The 19,666-nt window shown below is 62.8% G+C and carries 20 protein-coding genes; 12 read left to right on the plus strand and 8 right to left on the minus strand.

Annotated features, from left to right (window positions below):
* Positions 1-20 precede the first annotated feature (20 nt).
* Together GGR36_RS13635 and GGR36_RS13640 are read right to left on the minus strand one after the other, a co-directional pair.
* The gene (locus tag GGR36_RS13635; RefSeq protein WP_183637066.1) at positions 21-377 is read right to left on the minus strand and encodes a response regulator; all 357 of its coding nucleotides are present in this window, start codon (positions 375-377) and stop codon (positions 21-23) included.
* Positions 378-539: 162 nt separating this feature from the next.
* Positions 540-692: a rubredoxin gene (locus tag GGR36_RS13640; protein ID WP_206256560.1), complete on the minus strand. Its 153-nt coding sequence runs from the start codon at positions 690-692 to the stop codon at positions 540-542.
* A 140-nt stretch (positions 693-832) separates the two neighbouring features.
* Between GGR36_RS13640 and thiD the strand changes: the two genes are divergently transcribed.
* From thiD to GGR36_RS13665, 5 genes are all read left to right on the plus strand, one after another.
* Positions 833-1,624 (plus strand): bifunctional hydroxymethylpyrimidine kinase/phosphomethylpyrimidine kinase, encoded by a 792-nt coding sequence (thiD, locus tag GGR36_RS13645; protein WP_338086694.1) that lies wholly within the window; start codon positions 833-835, stop codon positions 1,622-1,624.
* Positions 1,621-2,247: a thiamine phosphate synthase gene (gene thiE / locus GGR36_RS13650; RefSeq protein WP_183635278.1), complete on the plus strand. Its 627-nt coding sequence runs from the start codon at positions 1,621-1,623 to the stop codon at positions 2,245-2,247. Before thiD ends, thiE begins: the two co-directional genes overlap by 4 nt.
* Before the next feature lie 71 nt (positions 2,248-2,318).
* Entirely contained in the window at positions 2,319-3,602 is a 1,284-nt protein-coding gene (gene hemL / locus GGR36_RS13655; protein ID WP_183635279.1) for a glutamate-1-semialdehyde 2,1-aminomutase, read from the plus strand.
* Between the two features lie 100 nt (positions 3,603-3,702).
* Positions 3,703-4,929, plus strand: a complete 1,227-nt coding sequence (locus tag GGR36_RS13660) for an MFS transporter (protein WP_183635280.1) — start codon at positions 3,703-3,705, stop codon at positions 4,927-4,929.
* A gap of 112 nt (positions 4,930-5,041) precedes the next feature.
* A complete protein-coding gene (locus GGR36_RS13665) occupies positions 5,042-5,803 on the plus strand; it encodes a substrate-binding periplasmic protein (protein WP_183635281.1) in 762 nt (253 codons plus the stop codon).
* Here the strand turns inward: GGR36_RS13665 and GGR36_RS13670 are convergent.
* From GGR36_RS13670 to rapZ, 3 genes are all read right to left on the minus strand, one after another.
* Positions 5,800-6,351 carry a Gx transporter family protein gene (locus GGR36_RS13670; protein WP_183635282.1) on the minus strand — a complete coding sequence of 184 codons (552 nt, stop codon included), beginning with the start codon at positions 6,349-6,351 and terminating at the stop codon, positions 5,800-5,802. The two genes, GGR36_RS13665 and GGR36_RS13670, sit on opposite strands and share 4 nt — an antisense overlap.
* Positions 6,332-6,721 carry a NusG domain II-containing protein gene (locus tag GGR36_RS13675; protein WP_183637069.1) on the minus strand — a complete coding sequence of 130 codons (390 nt, stop codon included), beginning with the start codon at positions 6,719-6,721 and terminating at the stop codon, positions 6,332-6,334. The genes GGR36_RS13670 and GGR36_RS13675 overlap by 20 nt, the downstream gene beginning before the upstream one ends.
* A 102-nt stretch (positions 6,722-6,823) precedes the next feature.
* Positions 6,824-7,666, minus strand: coding sequence for an RNase adapter RapZ (gene rapZ, locus GGR36_RS13680; protein WP_183635283.1), 843 nt, complete (start codon positions 7,664-7,666; stop codon positions 6,824-6,826).
* Between the two features lie 154 nt (positions 7,667-7,820).
* Between rapZ and GGR36_RS13685 the strand changes: the two genes are divergently transcribed.
* From GGR36_RS13685 to GGR36_RS13695, 3 genes are all read left to right on the plus strand, one after another.
* Positions 7,821-9,464 carry a response regulator gene (locus GGR36_RS13685; protein ID WP_183635284.1) on the plus strand — a complete coding sequence of 548 codons (1,644 nt, stop codon included), beginning with the start codon at positions 7,821-7,823 and terminating at the stop codon, positions 9,462-9,464.
* Between the two features lie 23 nt (positions 9,465-9,487).
* Positions 9,488-9,721, plus strand: coding sequence for a hypothetical protein (locus GGR36_RS13690; protein WP_183635285.1), 234 nt, complete (start codon positions 9,488-9,490; stop codon positions 9,719-9,721).
* Between the two features lie 96 nt (positions 9,722-9,817).
* Entirely contained in the window at positions 9,818-10,117 is a 300-nt protein-coding gene (locus GGR36_RS13695) for an HU family DNA-binding protein (RefSeq protein WP_281391266.1), read from the plus strand.
* Positions 10,118-10,237: 120 nt separating this feature from the next.
* On the opposite strand, the gene GGR36_RS13700 is transcribed toward GGR36_RS13695, so the two are convergent.
* Positions 10,238-11,029, minus strand: a complete 792-nt coding sequence (locus GGR36_RS13700; RefSeq protein WP_183635286.1) for a nucleotidyltransferase domain-containing protein — start codon at positions 11,027-11,029, stop codon at positions 10,238-10,240.
* Between the two features lie 177 nt (positions 11,030-11,206).
* Positions 11,207-11,716 (minus strand): single-stranded DNA-binding protein, encoded by a 510-nt coding sequence (gene ssb, locus GGR36_RS13705; RefSeq protein WP_183635287.1) that lies wholly within the window; start codon positions 11,714-11,716, stop codon positions 11,207-11,209.
* Between the two features lie 369 nt (positions 11,717-12,085).
* On the opposite strand from ssb, the gene GGR36_RS13710 reads away from it, so the two are divergent.
* Genes GGR36_RS13710 through GGR36_RS22285 form a run of 4 tightly spaced genes read left to right on the plus strand, consistent with a single transcriptional unit; the run spans position 12,086 to position 18,405 of the window.
* Positions 12,086-12,889: a TnsA endonuclease N-terminal domain-containing protein gene (locus GGR36_RS13710; protein WP_183635288.1), complete on the plus strand. Its 804-nt coding sequence runs from the start codon at positions 12,086-12,088 to the stop codon at positions 12,887-12,889.
* A 5-nt stretch (positions 12,890-12,894) separates the two neighbouring features.
* Positions 12,895-15,036, plus strand: coding sequence for a Mu transposase C-terminal domain-containing protein (locus GGR36_RS13715; RefSeq protein WP_183635289.1), 2,142 nt, complete (start codon positions 12,895-12,897; stop codon positions 15,034-15,036).
* On the plus strand, positions 15,017-16,456 hold the full coding sequence (locus tag GGR36_RS13720) for an ATP-binding protein (protein WP_183635290.1): 1,440 nt from the start codon (positions 15,017-15,019) through the stop codon (positions 16,454-16,456). The genes GGR36_RS13715 and GGR36_RS13720 overlap by 20 nt, the downstream gene beginning before the upstream one ends.
* On the plus strand, positions 16,456-18,405 hold the full coding sequence (locus tag GGR36_RS22285) for a TnsD family Tn7-like transposition protein (RefSeq protein WP_338086695.1): 1,950 nt from the start codon (positions 16,456-16,458) through the stop codon (positions 18,403-18,405). Before GGR36_RS13720 ends, GGR36_RS22285 begins: the two co-directional genes overlap by 1 nt.
* Before the next feature lie 328 nt (positions 18,406-18,733).
* Here the strand turns inward: GGR36_RS22285 and GGR36_RS13730 are convergent, their stop codons facing one another.
* A complete protein-coding gene (locus tag GGR36_RS13730) occupies positions 18,734-19,633 on the minus strand; it encodes a TIGR04255 family protein (RefSeq protein WP_338086696.1) in 900 nt (299 codons plus the stop codon).
* Positions 19,634-19,666 lie beyond the last annotated feature (33 nt).

Genomic DNA, 19,666 nt, shown 5'->3' on the forward strand with positions numbered 1-19,666 from the left:
CCTTATGTGCTCGCAGGGGTTCAGGCGCGGCCGGAGTGGGCGGCCACCGCCTTGAGCAGGCTGTCCTTGGTGAAGGGTTTGGTTAGATACTCGTTGGATCCGACCATGCGACCGCGGGCCCGGTCAAACAGACCGTCCTTCGACGACAGCATGATCACCGGCGTACCGGAAAACTTGGGGTTCTTCTTGATCAGCGCGCAGGTCTGATAGCCATCGAGCCGCGGCATCATGATGTCGACGAAGACGATGTCGGGATGATGGTCGGCGATCTTCGCGAGCGCATCGAAACCGTCTTCGGCGAGCAATACCTGGCAACCGGCCTGGGCGAGAAAGATTTCAGCACTGCGCCGGATGGTATTGGAATCATCAATGACCATCACTTTCACGCCGTTTAGGGTTGAAGCATCAGCCAAGACGCATACCTCCGCAATTCATGCCCGAATGTTGTTGGAATTTTTGGTGTGACGCGTGAATATAACTGAAATTGCCTGTACAACCATGCAATTGCAGGCCTGCGAGCCCTGCAGCGCAATATCCGTTCAAATCTCGACCAGCTCAAAATCGTCCTTGCGCGCCTCGCACTCCGGACACGTCCAGTTCGGCGGCACATCCTCCCACCGCGTTCCCGGCGCAATGCCCTCGTCCGGCAAGCCTTGAGCCTCGTCATAGATGAAACCGCAGATCAGGCACATCCAGGTACGCATCGGGGTATCGGCAGCCAGGCTCATTTCTTTATGGATTTCATTTAAGATTTTGCGATCTTACCGCATTTGGCGGCCCCGCCCGCCGTCCTCCAATGCCCTCCCAGCCTGATCCCGCCGCACTTCCGGTAGTGCTCAGCTTCGCTTTCAGCGACCCCACCGGGGGCGCCGGGAGCCAAGGTGCAGCGCTGACGATCGCCGCCAACGGCGCCCACCCGGCGAGCGTGATCACCGGACTCTGCGCACGAGACACCCGCGGGCTGGAGATGTTCTGGTCGATCGACGCCGAGGTCATCGACGAGCAGGCCCGCACCCTGCTTGAAGATCTGCCCGTCGCAGCCTTCCATGTCGGGGCGCTGTCGGACACCCATTCGATCGCGCTGGTCGCAGCCCTGCTGTCCGACTATCCCGACATTCCGGTGGTGCTCGACCCTGATCTGCAAGCCGCCACCGAGGGCGAGGGCGCGGAAGAAGACCTCGCGGATGCGATTTGTGAACTTTTGTTGCCGCAGGCCAGCCTGTTCATGGCAAACAGCCTTGAGGCCCGCCAGCTCACCACTGATCACGAAACCGGCGACGGCGTGATGCCGGTGCCGCTCGCCAGCTGTGCGCAGGCGCTGCTCGATTCGGGATGCGGCCAGGTGCTGATTACCGGCAGCCACGAACCAACGCGACAGGTCATCAACACGCTCTACGGGGTTCATGGCGTCATCCGCGCGGATGCCTGGGAGCGCCTGCCCGGCAGCTTCCTTGGCGCGGGCATTACCCTTTCCGCGGCCATCGCCAGCCGGCTCGCGAACGGTATCGAACTCTCGGAGGCAGTCCGTAGCGCGCAGGCCTACGTCTGGCAGGCGCTCGCACAAGGCACCAACCCGGGGATGGGCGCTCGGCTGCCACGGCGCTTCGCAAAGGGTCCGGCGTGAATCCCCGACTGCGCCGGGGCCTGTATGCGATCACGCCCGACTGGGCTGACACGGCGCGCCTGATCGCGGTCACCCGCGAGGTCCTGCTCGGCGGTGCCGTGCTGCTGCAGTACCGCAACAAGTCGGCCGACGCCGCGTTGGCGCATCAGCAGGCCACGCAATTGTGCGCACTCTGCCGGGAACTCGACGTACCCCTGCTGATCAACGACGATGTGGCACTTGCTTCCGCAATTGGCGCGGACGGCGCCCACATCGGCCGCGACGATGGCGAACTTGCAGCGGCGCGCGCGCAGCTTGGTGCCAAGGCGATCATCGGCGTGTCGTGCTATGCCGATCTCGACCGTGCGCGCGATGCGGCGGAGGGCGGCGCCGACTACGTCGCCTTCGGCGCGATGTTCGCATCGCCGACCAAACCCCATGCGCCGCCGGCACCGATGTCGCTGCTCGGCGCAGCGCGTGCGTTCGGCAAGCCGGTGGCCTGCATTGGCGGCATCACCGCTGAGAACGCCGGCGCGCTGGTCGCCGCTGGCGCCGACCTGCTCGCGGTAATCAGCGATCTTTACGAATCCGCCGCGCCGCGCGAGCGCGCTGCAGCGTACACCGCACTGTTCGCCAGCCACTGATCGGCACGGGACGCGAGCGCCCGGCAGTGAGACAATCGCCGGCCTCGAAATCGCATTCCCGAGTCCCAACCATGTCCGATCGCAATCAAGAGCTCTTCGACCGCGCCCAACGCAGCATCCCCGGCGGCGTCAATTCGCCCGTTCGCGCCTTCCGCAACGTCGGCGGCACGCCGCGTTTCTTTGCCCGCGCCCAGGGCAGCCGGCTGTGGGACGCCAACGGCAAGGCGTACATCGACTATGTCGGCTCCTGGGGCCCGGCGATCCTCGGCCACGCCCACCCGGACGTGATCCGCGCGGTGCAGGAGAAAGCAGCGCTGGGGCTCTCGTTCGGCGCACCGACCGAGATCGAGGTCGAGATGGCGGAAACCCTGTGCCGCCTCGTGCCCAACCTCGACATGGTGCGGCTGGTGTCGTCGGGCACCGAGGCAACGATGAGCGCGATCCGGCTCGCGCGCGGTTTCACCGGTCGCGACGCGATCGTGAAGTTCGAAGGCTGCTACCACGGCCATGCCGACAGCCTGCTGGTGAAGGCCGGCTCGGGCCTGCTGACCTTCGGCAACCCGTCCTCGGGCGGTGTGCCGGCGGACTTCGCCAAGCACACCATCGTGCTGCCGTACAACGATGTCACCGCGCTTGAAGAAGTGTTTGCCAACCGCGGCGGCGAGATCGCCACGGTGATCCTCGAACCGGTGGTCGGCAACATGAACCTCGTGATGCCCAGCCGCGCCTTCCTCGACGCGCTGCGTGCGCTGTGCAGCAAGCACGGCAGCATCCTGATCTTCGACGAGGTGATGACTGGCTTCCGCGTCGGCCCGAAGGGCGCGCAAGGCCTGTTCGGCATCGATGCGGATCTGGTGACGCTGGGCAAGGTGATCGGCGGCGGCATGCCGGTGGGCGCCTTCGGCGGCCGGCGCGAGATCATGGAAAAGATTTCACCGCTTGGCGCGGTGTATCAGGCGGGCACCTTGTCAGGCAGCCCGGTGGCGGTGGCTGCGGGCCTCGAAACCCTGCGCCTGATCAGCGCTCCGGGCTTCTACGAGAACCTTTCGGCGCGGACGAAGCAGCTCACCGACGGCCTTGCCGCGGCGGCGAAGCAGCACGGTGTCGCCTTCTGTGCCCAGGCGGTCGGCGGCATGTTCGGGCTTTACTTCAGCACGACACTACCCTCGAGCTACAACGAGGTCATGGCCTGCGACAAGGAAGGCTTCAACCGCTTCTTCCACGGCATGCTGGACGCCGGCCACTACTTCGCGCCGGCCTCGTTCGAGGCCGGTTTCGTGTCGGCGGCGCACACCGAAGCCGACGTTGCGGCAACGATCGCCGCTGCTGACGCGGTGTTCGCCGCGCTCGGCTGATCGACCCGAACGGGGGCGGCATTGTCGCCTCCGTATCGGTACGGATGGCGGCCGCACGGCGCGGCCCCGATAATCGCCGCCTTCCCTGAACGGAGCCGCCATGCTGACCCCGACCCAAGCACGCACCTGGTGGACCGTCACCCTCGCCGCGGCCGCGATCCTGATGATCACGATGGGCGCACGGCAGTCGATGGGGCTCTTCGTGTCGCCGATCAACAGCGCGACCGGCCTGGGTGTCGTCACGATCAGCTTCGCCATGGCGATTGGCCAGTTCATGTGGGGTGCGGCCCAACCGGTGGCGGGCGCCATCGCAGACCGCTGGGGACCGGGCCGCGTGCTGGTCGGCGGCACCTTCCTGATGGCGGTCGGACTCGCACTGACACCCTTGATGCAGTCCGCCTTCGGGCTGTCGCTCGCGATCGGCGTACTGACCGCCGCAGGCGCCGGTGCGGGCAGCTTCTCGGTGCTGATCGGCGCCGCCGCCCGCAAACTGCCGATGGAAAAACGCGGCATGGCGTCCGGCATCATCAACGCCGGCGGATCCTTCGGCCAGTTCGTGTTCGCGCCGCTGGTGCAGCGCCTGATCGGCGGCTTTGGCTGGATGGGCGCGATGTTCTCGCTCGCGCTGATCTCGCTCGCGGCGCTGCCGCTGATCCGGCCTCTGGTCGGCGATCACAATGTGCCGCAACAGCCAGCCGCGCCGCACGCTCCAGCCGACCGCGGCTTGCGCGCGGCAATTGGGGACGCGATGGGCGACCGCAGCTACCTGCTGCTGCACGCCGGTTTCTTCACCTGCGGCTTCCACATCGCCTTCCTCGTCACCCACCTGCCGGGCGAAGTGCAGCTGTGCGGCCTGCCGGGCAATGTGGCGAGCTGGTCGCTGGCGATCATCGGGCTCGCCAACATCTTCGGCAGCCTTGCCGCCGGCTGGGCGGTGCAGCGCATGCGCAGCAAGTACGTGCTGTTCTGGATGTACGGCTCGCGCGCGCTGCTGGTGGCGCTCTATCTGGTCGCGCCGAAAACGCCGCTGACCTTCTATCTCTTCGCCGCCGGGCTGGGCCTGACCTGGCTCGCCACCGTACCACCCACCGCCGCGGTGGTCGGCAAGCTGTTCGGCCACCGCTATCTGGCCACGCTGTTCGGCTTGACCTTGCTGTCGCACCAGATCGGCGGCTTTCTCGGCGCCTGGCTTGGCGGCATCGCCATCACGCGCCTCGGCAGCTACGACGCGATGTGGTACGCCGATATCGCGCTGGCAGGCGCGGCCGCGCTGGTGAACCTGCCGATTCGCGAAGCACCGGTCGCCCGTGCCGTCACGGCCGCTTGAATTCGGGGCGTCTCGCGGCCCTGGCTTCATCCGGGTCATCGCCCGCGCGATTCGCCCGGCAAGTACCGGCGTCGGCGCCTAGACTGGAAGTCACGCTTCTGGACATTGCCGCATGCGACCCTTGCCTGCCTGCCGCCGCATCGTCACCCAAGCATTCCTGATCGCCGCGACGCTGGGCTGCGTTATGGCGCCCGCCTCAGCCTCTGGCGAACTGCTGGTGATGACGGAGGAGGTTTATCCGCAGAGCTACCTGCGCAATGGAGAGGTGGTCGGCACATCCACCGCGCTGGTCGAGCAGGTACTCGCCGAAGCCGGCGTCGCGTACCGCCTGGACATGCGCGCCTGGGCCGCCGTGATGCAGACCGCCGAAGCACGTACGCCGATGCTGCTCTACCCGCTGGCGAGAACCGCCGAGCGGGAGGCCGGCTTCATCTGGATCGGCCAGCTCGACACGCTGGAGCACCGGATCTACAAACTGGCGCGCCGTGGCGATCTGCAACCCAGGTCGCTGGATGAGCTGCACGGACACATGATCGGTGTCGTCAAGCGAGATGCTCGCGAGACCTTCCTGTTACAGAACGGCTTTCGGCCCGACGCCGAACTGCTGTCGATTGCCAGCGGCGCCCAAGGCCTGCGCCTGATGCTCGCCGGTCGCCTCGACTATCTGCCGATCTCGCCGGACGGACTCGCTGCGGCCTGTCGCGAAGAAAACCTCGACTGCAGTCAGTTCGAATTCGTCATGCCGCTGGGGCTCAAACTGCGACTCTATCTGGCCGCCAGTCTGGCAACCCCGCCGGCAACGGTGGACCGCATCCGCATCGCCTGGAGCCGGATCTTCGACCGAAGCGCGACCCAGCGCCTGGTGCGCCCCTAGTCTGCTGCTGGCGCGTCTGGCGTCAGCGGGCGGACGTCGAGCTCGCACAACATGCGCGCTGCCACCAGACCATTGACCGTGCCGAACACCAGCGCCGCCAATGCAAATATCGGCGCCAGCGCGAACACGCCGTCGTGCGGCACCAGCCACAGGCGGGCCACGACGAGTTGCGCGCCAATATGGGCAAATGCGGCACACAGGCTGGCCGTGACCGGCCCGAACCAGCGTCGCGGCAGGTGCATCGCGCCCCCCAGCGCAAGCAGACTGGCGAGCCCCCCGCTCAGCCCGAGAAAGAAACCCGGCGCGAGAAACTGGCCGAGCAGAAGGCTCGCGACAAAGACCCGCAACAGGGCGACCCAGGCCGCATCGCGCCACCCCCAGCGCCACAGCACGATCAGCACGACGATGTTGCCGAGCCCCGGCTTGACGCCCGGCAAGGGCAGCGGAATCGCCGCTTCCGCCAGCGAAAGGACGATCGCCGCGCACGCGAAGCGCGCGACGCGGAGGTCGGATGCGTCCGGCTTCAGTTCAATAACCGAGCGAGTCATAGGCGGGGCGGCGGGCAAGCAGCGACAGGGTGACTTCGTTCGGCGCGCAGATCGCCACGGCACCTGCCGTGCTCAGCCAGCCCTGACGCACGCAGTACTGGCGCGGCCCAGGGTCGCTCGCGACGCGCGCCCGGCCGGGCGCAACTTGGATGCGGGTGATGCCGAGCGGGCCGGGCACTTCGATCACCCGTTCCGCGTCGAGCGACACCTGCGCGAAGACACGACCGGCCGCGCGGATCTCCGCCCGGTCGGCTTCGCCGCCGCGCCAGAAGTGCTGGCCCAGCGCACCGACCCCCGCGGCCGCGGTCAGGATCACCGCGACGTCACCGGGACGCAGCAGCGCCAGCCAGTCGCGCGCACGCAAGCGCATCACGCCGCCGGCGCCGATGCCGCAAGGACAGGCGCGTTCTGCGCCGGCTTCGCGACGGCAGGCGATCGGTGATGACTTTGCTCGGGCATGCTGCGCGCGGCTTCAGGTCTTGAGCGTGCGATGCCGCACCAGCACCCGCACCTGATCCTTGAAGCGCTCGGCAATCGTCTCCGCAATATAAACGCTGCGGTGCTGGCCGCCGGTACAGCCGATGGCCAGCGTCAGATAGGCGCGGCTGTCACGCATGTAGGCAGGCAACCAGCGTTCGAGCCAGTTGCCGATGTCTTCGATCATGCGCCCCACTTCCTCATGGCTGCAGAGGAAATCGATCACCGGCCGATCGCGCCCGGTCAGCGGCCGCAGCGCCGGGTCGTAGAACGGGTTGGGCAGGCAGCGCACGTCGAACACCAGATCGGCATCGAGCGGGATGCCGTGCTTGAAACCGAAGGATTCCACCAGCAGCGTCAGGCCCTGCGCCGGATTCGCCTGGATCAGGTCTTTCAGCCAGCCGCGCAGGGTGTTGGGATGCAGGTCGCTGGTGTCGATCCGCTGCCCGAGTTCGCCGATGTCCTCCAGCGCGTCGCGCTCGCGCTCGATGGCTTCAAGCAGCGTCACCCCATCGTCAGCCAGCGGGTGGCGGCGCCGCGTCTCGGAAAAACGGGCGATCAGCGTGGTGTTGCGCGCCTCGAGAAAAATGAAGCGCACATCGTCGACCATGCCTTTGAGGGTCTTGACCGTCTGCGGCAGGGCTTGCAGGCTGGATCCGCCGCGCACGTCGACCGCCACGCCGACGCGGCTGTATCCTGCCGCAGCCAGTTCGTTCACCAGATGCGGCAGAAGCGGCGCCGGAAGGTTATCGACGCAGTAATAGCCGGCATCTTCGAGCACCGCGAGCGCGATACTCTTGCCAGAACCGGAAAGGCCGGAGATCAGGATCAGTTGCATGGTCGGGGTCTGCGCGGGGGAGCGCGTCGAGCATAACGGATGCAAGACAGGCTGTCAGGACTCTATGGTGGTCAAGCATCATGCACCTGGTGCCGTTAATGGCGAATGACACCGCACGCAACAGGGCCAGGCACGGTCCGATGGAGTCGTCCGATTGAAGCTGCCGCAACTTGACCTCACCCAGATACGGGTACTGATCGCCGACCAGCAAAGCTCGGTGCGCACCTGGCTGCGCACCCAGCTGGCACTGATCGGCATTCAGCAGGCGAGCATGGCCGCCAACGCCACCGACTTGCTGAGGCACTGCAAGACCGGCGGCTTCGACGTGGTGCTGTGCGACCACCACCTCGACAACCAGAAGGACGGCGTCGATCTGCTGGAGGACCTGCGCTACCAGAGCCTGCTGCCGCTCTCCTCGGTATTCATGATCGTCACCGGCGAGCGCACCTACAAACGCGTGATTTCTGCTGTCGAGTTCGCCCCGGACGACTATCTGATCAAGCCCTTCTCCGCCAACGACCTCAGTCACCGGGTCATGGCGGCGCTGATGAAGAAGCAGATCCTCAAGGATGTGTTCGCGCGCCTCGCCGTGCATGACTATCCGGGTGTGATCGAAGCCTGCGACAAGGTCATCGCCGGAAAGACGCACCACACGCTGGATGCGCTACGGATCAAGGCCGAAGCCTTGCTCACGCTGGAGCGCCTGGACGAGGCCGCGGAAATCTACGCTTCGGTATCGACTCAGCGTGCCGTGCCGTGGGCGCGCATGGGTTTTGCGATGGTGCTGCAGAAGCGCGGGCTGATCGACGAGGCCGCGGCAGAGGCGACGAAGCTCAACACCGATTGCCCGGAGTTCCTCTCGGTCTATGACTTCCTCGCCCGCACCCATGAACAGCGCGGTGATCTGGCGGCGGCCATGGAATACCTGGAGCGTGCCGACGCGCTTTCGCCGGCCAACACCGAGCGACTGCGCCATCTCGGCAAGCTCGCCTCTGAAACCGGCGACCACCCGCGCGCTGCGGCCGCCATGCGCAAGGTAGTCGACCGTACCCACAAAAGCGGCCGCGGCAAGCTCGACGATCACCTCACGCTGATGAAGAACCTTGTCGAGGAAAACACCCGCAAGGAAGCCGACGAGCGCCTCAAGACCATGCGCAACAGCTTTTCGGACACCCCCGAAGGCATCATCGCAACCGAAGTCGCGATTGCAAGGCAGCGGCACATTGCCGGAGACACCGACGCGGCGAATCAGGCGATCGACCGCGCGCTGGCCACGCATCAGGAGACGCCCGACATCGCTCCCACGATCGCAGTTGATCTCGCCGAAGTCTGTGTCGACACCGGACGCACCGACGACGCACTGAAAGTTGCCGAACGCATCGGCGAAGGGGCTGGTTCGCTCGACGCCAGCCTGCGGCGGCGACTCGGACGCCTGCGCCCCGACACGCCCCCCCCGGCATCCGCCTCGGTGACGCCGCCGCCAATGCAGGCAACTCCGCCCGCGCCGGTCGAAATTCCCGCAACCGAAGCGCCAGCGGAAAGCCTTGCCGACGAGATCGAAACCGCGCGCCTGCTCAAGGCCCTCGCGAACGCGCTGGCCTCGCTCGACGCAAAATGGGACGAAGCCGAAGCTGCTGCGTGCCGGGAATTGCTGATCGACACTTTCAGCGTCGCCCCGCGCGAGCGCGAGGTGATCCAGGCGCATATCCGCTATGACCGGATCGCCGCACGAAATGGCGCCGATCGCCATAAGCCGACGACCCGCAAGGCCATCGAAAACCCAGCCGCAAACAGCTGATGCAACACAGCCCCGGAGACGACATGCCCGACGCGCAACGCACCGCATGGTTTCCCGCCGCCACCGATCCGGCTCGAGAAGGGTGGTATGAAGTGCTGACCGAAGACGGCGAGCATTGCATGGCCCGCTGGGCGCGCCTCAACGGCGAAACCGGCTGGTGGGCGAGCCGCCGCATATTCGGAATCGAGGTGCCGCGCAGCATGCCCGACGTGCTGCAATGGCGGGGGCTGGTCGCGCCGCACACCGATGGACACTGATTTTTCGCTGCAAGCCCAATGTTTTCGGGCGAGACAGCGCCATTTCGCCCGATCATGGGATAACATCCCCTTCCAGCGTGGCCACACGCTTTTCACATAACCCGGAAAAGAACCCGAATCATGAACAAATCCGAACTCATCGACGCGCTGGCCGCCAAGACCGGCTTCACCAAGACCGACTCCGCCAAGGCCCTCGACGGCCTGCTGGACGTCGTCACCGAGACCCTGGCCGCTGGCGACGAAATCTCCCTGGTTGGCTTCGGCTCCTTCTCGGTCAGCAAGCGCGCCGCCCGCACCGGCCGCAACCCGAAGACCGGCGAAGCGATCCAGATCGCTGCTTCGAAGGCCCCGACGTTCAGCGCCGGCGCCAAGCTGAAGGCCGCGGTCAACAAGTAATCGACCGCCGCATCGCGCGGCTCACGCCGCCCGACAGCCCGAACGCCCCGCCTTTGCGGGGCGTTTGCGTTTCCGGCCACGGCGCAGATGCTGCCCGCCTGCACCTTCTGGCGCCAGGATTCACAGGTCGTCCACCGGCGGCGTGCCACCCATCCAGTTGAGTTCGCTGTCACGCATGAATCGCATCGGCCACGGCGCCGGCCCTTCGGGCCATGGGCGGAAGCCGCGCACCAGCGTATAGAAACATTCGATCCGCTGCGCGTCGGGCCGGCGCATCAGGTCATCGAGCGCCTCGACGAGGCCAGCCGGCTGCTCGGGGACTGCCGCCAGTTCGCGCAGCAACCACTTGTGAAACGGAAAGAGCCACTCGTTCTCAGCCAGCACGAGGCGAGCGCCGAAGAGGGCCAGCTTGGCACAGGCCACCGTCAGCAGATACGCGTTGTCGACGCGGAGCGCCTCCTGCGCGTACCAGTGCCACGCCTCCAGTTGCGCAAAGAAGCGCGCGAGCCGCTCGGCCTTGTCCGCAACCGGGTAGCGCGACGCATCGGCGACAAGTTGCTCAAGATCGTCGATCCGCGACCACAGCACCCGCGCGTCCTTGAACGCATAGCGCGCAGCGTCGCTGCCCGAACGCGCCACCTGCTCGATGAAGCCGCGATGGATGAACTTGCCGTCGACGTAGCCACCGGCATACGTCGCAAGCGCCGGGTCGTAAAGCGTCAATGCGCACTCGGCCTGCCGACGCGCGAATTCCTCCGCCGTCACGAGAATCAGCACATCGACATCCGACTCGGCGCGCGCATAGCCATGCGCGATCGAACCGGCGAGCAGGACGGCCTCGACCGATTGATGCCCGGCAAAGTGCTGCAGCACGTTGTTAACAGTGTGTTGATGATGCGCGAAACGAATCACGTGACTCTCCTGGCAGGTGCGAGGCCGCTTGTGCGGTGGCCTCTTGCGTCTCGCACGATCGTCGCGCGGGCCTTGCGCCGCGGCGATGCCCAAAAGCGCGAAACCCCGACCAAATCCATGGCCGGGGTTTCGCAGGGGCGACCACGGATCGTCGATCACGTGGCAAATCTGTGCTGTCTAGAAGGGAATATCGTCGTCGAAGTCGCCGAAATTATTGCCGCCTTGGCTGGGGGCCGGCGCGGGCGCCGGGCGCGACTGCGGACGCGCGTTGCCGCCGCCCTGGTTGTTGCCGCGCGGCGCCTGACTGTAATCGTCACCACCGCGCGACCCGCCACCTTCGCCGCCCATGCCGCCACGCCCACCCAGCATCTGCATCTGGTCGGCGCGGATTTCGGTGGTGTATTGGTCACGGCCTTCCTTGTCCTGCCACTTGCGGGTGCGCAGGCTGCCTTCGATATACACCGACGAACCCTTCTTCAGGTACTGGCCGGCGATCTCGGCGAGCTTGCCGAAGAAGGCGACGCGGTGCCATTCGGTGGCTTCCTTCTTTTCGCCGGTCGCCTTGTCGCGCCAGGTGTCGGTGGTCGCGATACGGATGTTGCAGATCGCGTCGCCGCTCGGGGCGTAGCGGGTCTCCGGGTCGGCGCCGAGGTTGCCGACGAGGATTACCTTGTTCACAGAAGCCATCAGGCTTTTCCTCCATGTCTGGGGACAAACAATTTTGTCCAAGAGACAATCTATTTGTCCGTAAAACCACGTTAAGGACAATTAATTTGTCCAAATTCGATGCCGTGGTAGTAGATTGCATACGATGAGCGGTTCAGAATCAAACTGCTCACGACATAGTTCGTAACCTTTCAGTGTACCGCAAGGAGCCCCGTTAGATTGAATTCACTTACCCGATACTGAGGGACCCGTTTGCAAAAGACTGCATCAGCGGGCCGTGACGCACCCTTCGTTTCGACGATGATCAATCACCGGTCTCATCAGCACGGACCGAAATGACAGCTGTCTTAATCGCTGCCTCCACAGCTCATCACGTATAACCCATCCCTCATGGCTGGAACCAAGGCACGCCGCCCCTCGCCGAAAATTGTTGAACGCTGGATCGAGGCTGGCTTCGGCCAGGGAGCCGGTATGGCGTACAAGCCCTTCGTGTTCGTCCGCGACGTTCCTTCGATCGGGGCTTCCAATACCGTCAAGAGTTGGGCTACTGGGCGAAATCATCATTACTTGTCGAGACAGGAATTCAAGGTCCATCTCGTCGCCGAATATTGCTCCTCCATACTCGACATCCGGGAGCAATTTGCCCTCCTGCCGTGGGACGAAACACAGTCGATCGCCCGCCAGTTGGGGATCAAACACCCGAGGTATCCGGCCACCACTACGCCCACCGTCATCACAACCGACCTGCTGCTGACGATGAAGCGACCCGATGGAATGGAGTTGATCGCCGTCAGCGTCAAGCTCACCAAGGACCTAGAGCCTCGCGTCCTGGAAAAATTGCTCATCGAACGCCTCTATTGGAACCGCCGCGGAATCCGCTGGATCCTCGCCACTGAAAAGAACATCCCGAATGTTCGGGCAGAGAATCTCCTATTTTTCGAGATGGCCCTCAACGACGACCGGGCAACAAAATCCGGCGTTGATCCGGCCCATTTCAGCCGGCAATTTGAAGCAAACCATAGCCCGAACCGTTGCTTCAACAACGTCCTGAGCAAGACTAGCCGTGACCTGAGTCTCGATATCCAGACAGGTCACGCCTTGCTGGGCACCGCGGTCTGGAAGCGAGCCAGCCGTATCGACATCGATACGGCGCGGCTGGACCATCGTTCACCTGTCGTGCTTATTTCAAGGTAGGGATCATGTTTGCCATCCACGATGTTTTCCAACCGACAACACCTTTGCCGAAGATCAACGGCCCGGTGCGCGTCATCGAAACAGTGGGGCGCGAAAAAATCATCCTCATCGAGGTCGGGGAAGCAGCCAACTCACTCCCCTTCACCATCAGCTACCGCGACTGGCTTGAGCACCTCAAATCCGACGCGCTGCGAAAAATTGCAGACCCCTACCTGATGATTCCTCCCACCCCTGGAAAGCTGCCCAAAGGCGCGACAGAACGTTACAAAAACATCCTTAAAGCCACGGAGATCTTTGCGAGAGAACCCGCCTTGCTGCACACACGCAAGACGTTGGCCGGTGCCATTGCCGACATCGCAAAGTCGATGGGGCTCAACGGCAGAACGATCAAGCGCTGGCTCTGTGCATGGCTGCGCTCCGGGCGGAACCCGGGGGCAGTGCTACGGGCATTCCTTGACGGAGATGCCGACCGGTTAGTGAAACCCCAAGAGCGGGGAAAGAAGCGCGGCGTCACCGGACGGGTTCCGAAGTCGGCTTCTGACGCTCCGGCCCATGAAGTCATGGCCAGCATCGTCAAGGCCTGGGATCTGTACGTCGTGAAGCAGAAGAAGAAATGGCTTGACGCTTACCACGACATGCTCATCGATATCTACAGGATACCCGCCAGCGCCTTCTCGCCAAACGACAGCGGGTACTTCTTGGACCCCGCCCTGATTGATAAATACCGCGCGCCAACCTGGCCCCAGACTCGGTATCGTTTCCGCCAGCTCAAAAAGGCAGCCTTCCAGCGAGATGCCGAACTGCCTCGCGGCAATCGAGGCAAGGCTACCGATGACGCCATCGGTCCGGGATTCTTCGAGATCGATGCCACCTACTTCCAGATCCAGCTCGTGTCCCGACTGACCAAGGGCAAGCTCGTCGGCAGACCTACCGTGTATCTCATCGTGGACATCTATTCCGGGGCCATCGTCGGCTACTCCGTCACCCTGGAAAACCCAAGCTGGGCAACCGCCGCTCTGGCGCTATACAACTGCTTCAGCGACAAAGGGGCGGTGTTCGAGCGGCTGGGCCTCCCCTATGAAGCTAAGGACTGGCCGTGTCGGGAATTGCCCAATATGCTGCGGGCCGACCGTGCCGAACTCGTCTCGAACATGGGGCAGGAGTTTCCCGCTTCCGGCATTCGGGTCGAAACGCCACCTCCCATGACACCGGAAGCGAAAGGGACTGTGGAAGGCAAACACGCCGAAATCAAGAACCCACAGAGAGGCCGCTTCGACCTCCCCGGCCGTTTCGCCAAAATTCGCAAGCGTCGCGACCCCGATGGCAAGAAAGCCGCAGCCCTAGACATCCTCGAATTCGAGCGCATTCTGGTCGAAATCATCATGGACATCAATCGCGAACCCGTCGAGGCAAAACGCATTCCGCCGGATGCGCTGCCGGAAGGTGCGAAAGTGGCAAGCCGCATAGGCTTCTACGAATGGGGCCTAACGCATCGCGCCGGATTCACTCGCAAAATGGGGTCGCACTTCGTTTACGAACATCTCCTCACTACAACGCGGGCAACGGTCACGTCCCAGGGCATCCACGCCAAGGGCGAAGTTTTCAATTGCGATCGCCTGCGCGAACTCGGCTATCTGGCTGCGGCCATCGACGACAAGGTCAAACTGTCTGTCGCCTACAATCCGCTATTGGCGTCCGAAGTCTACTTCTACGACCGGAAAGGCAGCTCCTGGACACCCGCCTTTAACACCGACCCCGAAATCTACCGTCTCAAGGCTTCGTTTGCTGAAGCGGCAAGTTATCGCGGCTGGCAGGAGGTACTGACTCGCCAGGCGGCCTTCAATGCCCATGGCAAGCGGCGTGAACGCCAGGCGTTCATCCGTCAGACAATCAAGGATGCGGTCAAGGGGAAGAAGGAAACACCGATCAAAACCAGTGCGGCCAAAGCCGGAATTCGCGAAAACAGAGCCCAGGAACGGGCCAACGAGCGCTCCCCCGGGTTGAATGAATCGCTGCCGACGACGTTGCTACTTGAAACAGTCGCCCCTCCCGCAGCCAGCGCCGTTGCCGACTCCTCAGTCAAACCGAGCACGGCTGACAAATTCAAACAACTGTGGAGCAAAGTCGATGCAATCAGCAAGACCTGAAATCGGCCCGCTCTACCGAAGCATCGGCGTCCCCGATATCGACGACAACCCGCTGCTCGCGCATTTGCGGCTGCCGCCCGATAACGACGCCGACGCATTCCTCGCTCTCGGGCTACAGGCCAAATTCAATCCCGCTGAGCGTGAATTGCCCACCCCCGTACGCCGTCTACGGGTTAATAGACTGCGGCGCTTTTTCATCCCGAACCTGCCAGCCCATCGCAGGGCGCTGATCGGCATTACCTCCCAGATGTTCGACAGCTACATGGCCCGCAATCCCATGACCCCCGAGGGACAAGCCATCCTGTATGGCGGGCCGACAAGCGTGCCATTTCGCTCGACAATATCCTTCGTAGCCGGGCATTCGGGAATGGGCAAATCAACCCTCATGGACCGAATCCTTGCCTACGCCGGCAATCAGGTGTGCCACCACACTAGATTTCGCGACGCAAACTTTCCGGAGACACAAATTCTCTGGCTACGACGCAATCTCCCCGAACACTGCACACTCGGCACCCTATGTTCCACCTTTGGTGACCACACCGACCACGTCCTACGCACAACGCTGTATGGAGGCATCTTCAGCAAGCATAGAGGTGACCGGAGCCTGTACCTCAAGGAAATCCGGAAAATTGTCACCAACCACCACGTTGGAATGCTGGTGCTCGACGAATTCCAGAATCTCTCGCTGATGGGTGTGGGAGCAGCAAAGATCATCGCCCTGCTGGTCAATCTGAGAGACGAACTTGGCCTTCCCATCGTGGTGATCGGCACGTACAAGGCGCTCAAGCTGCTTGAGGGAACGATGAGCTCGGCGCGACGGCTATGCGAAGGTGGCTTTTTCGATCTTGAGCGACCCTTGTCGCACGAGGACGAGGCCTGGGATCTGCTCTGCAGCGCCGCCTGGGAATACCAATGGGTACGCAAACCCGTCGAATACTCCAACGAGGTCGCTGAAGCCCTATACGACGTCTGCCAAGGCATTAGCGGCATCATGCTTTCGGTCCTGGCTGCCGCGCAACTCGCGGCGATGGAGGACGATGGCGCCGAAACCGTTGATGCCGACCTGATCCGCAAGGTGTACCTGGAACGAATGAGCCCCCTGCACCCGGCAATCCGCATTCTCCAGTCGGGAGACTCTCGCCTGATGGATCAGTTCGAAGATCTTTACCGGAACGCCTACCCGACCATCGACCGCAGCGCAGACGAGCTGGGCGCCGACGCCCCCCCCTGTGAAGCGGAGGCTTCGGCCGACTCGGAAGCGCCACCATCCTCCCTGACGCCGGATGCCAAAGCAAAGGCAAATTCTGGGAAACGCCCCCGGCAAGCGCCTAAACCCACCTCGGTATTGACCGACGAGCAGATCAGAAAACTCGTGATGGCCGACTCGATCAACGACCTTCTCCCCCTCCTCGACAAGTGATGAAGCTACCGGGGTTCCCCATTGCGCAACCTGGGGAGACTTTCGCCTCGGTAGTCGCACGCCATCTCGCACGCAGCTCCACGCCGAAGGTACGCCACCTCAAATTGCTCGGGCTGCGCATCGCCTCGGCAAGTTCCCTGATACCTCATGACCTCCGACCCTTCGTGTCGATACTTCCTCCGGGGCATCCATGGGAGGGGGCGCCGGAGCGGATTGCCCAAGATCACACGCTCATTCCGCTCTTTCTGCACTTTGCCCATCCCAAACGTGCTGCCGATACCCTGACCACTATCACCGCTGGCGCCAGCACAAACCCTGAGGCGACACTGGGAATCACCGTCACTCAGTCACGAAACCAGCTGCATGCCGGCAAATACTGCCCGGACTGTTTCGCACAGGATCTCAAGACGTTAGGCTTCCCCGTGTTTTACCGTCAACACCAACCGCCATTCGTGCGAATGTGTGCGGCCCATGCTCGACCATTGCATTCAAGCTGCGTGCGCTGCCAAAGCACGCGCAAAGCCGTCAGCATGTGGCAGGTCGCTGGCCGCTGCGGATGTAGCGATCCGCTCCTCCCCCCTATGTTCGAGATAGGGCACGATGCCCTGACGGCAGCCGGCTGGCTTTGGTTGTCGCAGCAGGTCAGCGCCATCTTGGCTGCACCGATTCCAAGCGAACCCACTGCTGCCCATCTCTTCGCGGCGTTGAGGAACGGTGGTTTTGCGGCGGTGCGTGGCGGCCTCAATTCTGCCGCCATGATGCAAGCCTTATTCGATCACTTCGGCGAGCCACTTCTTCGGGAGCTTGGCGCTGGATGTTGGTGCGGGTCCCAACCCTGCAAACACCGTCCCGGAAGAATGCTGACACGTAGCGCGCTAGATGGCCGGCGCATTCCAAACGTCCTGCGCATGCTGCTGCTCACTCGACTGATAACGCATGACGTCGCGACACTCTGGAAACCGATAGCAGTTGAACACGAGCAAAGGATGGACAAACAGCCAACTGGTTACGGGCAGCGTAGCAGCAACGGACGGACTCATCTAGACGCGCGAGCCATCTCATCAGCACTCAACTGCGCTGAAGGGAAGATTACCGTCGCCGCCCAGCGCTTAGGGGTTCATGCCTATGTACTGGCATCTGATATGCGACATCACGGCATCCGCCTGCCATTGCGGCCGGCCAGTGCAAAGAGGCTCGGCGCTGAGCGCCTGGCCACCGTTCGCAGCGCATTGAGCCAGGGAATGCCCAAAAACGAAATTGCACGGCAGTTCGATGTTTCAGAGTGGTCAATTCTCCTGATAGAACTCGACAAACCGGAACTGGGAACTGCCCACCGCGAGGCCACCATCGCACGACAGCGAGAGAAGCATCGAGAAGCTCTCCACTCGTTTTTTCGTAGCAACCCAAGCAAGACCCGCAATGATTTCGCCACGAGCCATGTTGGCACTTACGACTGGCTACGTGAGTACGACCGAAATTGGCTTGATAGCAACCTCCCCGCCCCCATAAGGAATGGCCACAATGAAACTCGGGGAACACGCAAGGAATGGCACCAACTGGACCAAGACGCCGTTTTATGTATTCGGGACACTGTGCACGAGGAAATGACCAAAAATGATCGACCGACCCGACTGACGCCAACTCGCTTGTTGTCTACCGCTGGCGCCTTGAGTGTCTTGAGCCGAAACACTCAACATCACTACCCACATGCAAAGGCAGAAGCGGAGAAGTTAGCCGAAACCAGGGACCAGTTCCGCAAACGAACGATTCGCTGGGCGCTTCATAAGTATGCGGTGCAACGCATCCCAATCTCGATTAATCAGCTACGTCGGGTTGCGCGTTTACCTGCACGACAACTCATTGAACAACGCGACTGCGTCATTGAGGTAGCAGCCGAGCTGGGGCTGACTTTTGACGGTCGCTGCTCACTCGCCCCATGGAACAATTAGTCAGTGACCGGCGCATGCCTTTCGTTGATGCATGGAGCACTTCGGAAAAGAGGCAAAGCGGGCCATGCCGCGCACGCTATCCCTTGGATTTCGGGTCGTCCCTGCCTGGTGATACGCGACGTCACCATCCTAGAGTTCGTCGCGCCTTTAAATCTTACATGTCACGGACGCCTAGGCGAAAGCCGCATCGTCCCAAACGCTTCTCTGTGTCAAATACCATTAGGGCTCGATCGTCGCACCGGCGGTATTGGTCCGATACATGATGTGATCCAAGCGCACGCGATGCGAGGTGACATAAGCGCATGCCGCTCACCTGGGTTCAATCCGGTTACAGCCATCGTGTCCTTGCCTCCTCGGTCGTAATCGATTCGAAAGCCATGCTCGCCGTATCATGCGACGTGTCGAGCCGCTGCAGGACCCGTGCAATCTCGTACGAATCGTTGGTTTGCACAAAATGGTCAATGTCGACCAAGGCATAGTGGCCCAGATCACCAGCGATTCGCTCTTCGCTGAGCGTCACTGGCAGCGGCATCAGTTCGGCCGCGATCGCGAATTCTCCGTTCCGGGTCACCGTTCGGGCGATCAGCGTCCCGCCGGCAATCTGAAATACCGCCTCACAGTGCGTTTGCGTCGGCGTGCCGAGCGAACCCGGATCGTCGGCCGCGCCATGCACGCTCGAAGCGAGAATCTCGCTTGCGGGCCTGCCTTCAAATTTCATGAGGTTCACGTAACGCAGCCCAGTACGGACCACCGCTTTAGGTTCTAAGAATTGCTCCACGAGCCTGAGGACACTACCGAATCGGCGCTTCAGACCTGCATAGTCCCCGTACGCGGCGGTCATCATTGACACTGCGTTGGAGCTGAAAACGAACGCTGTACAGTTGTCGATAGAGCGCGCCAGCCAGCGCCACATGATCTGGGGCTGAGTCCGCAGTCCTTGCGCCATATCCTCGCTAAAGGCGGGAAGTAGCCCTACTGCAGGAATCTGCTCGGACCAAGTCAGCGGATAGCCGGCATTGATGACCGCCGAACGCAATCCGCTTTGAAATTTCACATCCCAGTCTGGGATGTCGTTGAATACCACTTGGCATAGCGTCAGGATGACGGGTGCATGCGTTAGGCGAGTGCCCACTCGGTGTCCTCCATGGCAGGCTCGGGTGGGCAGAATGCTTCCCAAGAGGCTATCTCTGCTGGGAGCGCTGACTACGGGCGTGATCGCAGGATGCACTCACTTTACACCGCAATACGCTCGCTTCCACCA

The sequence above is a fragment of the Niveibacterium umoris genome, from assembly GCF_014197015.1.
GTDB classification, from domain to species: domain Bacteria; phylum Pseudomonadota; class Gammaproteobacteria; order Burkholderiales; family Rhodocyclaceae; genus Niveibacterium; species Niveibacterium umoris.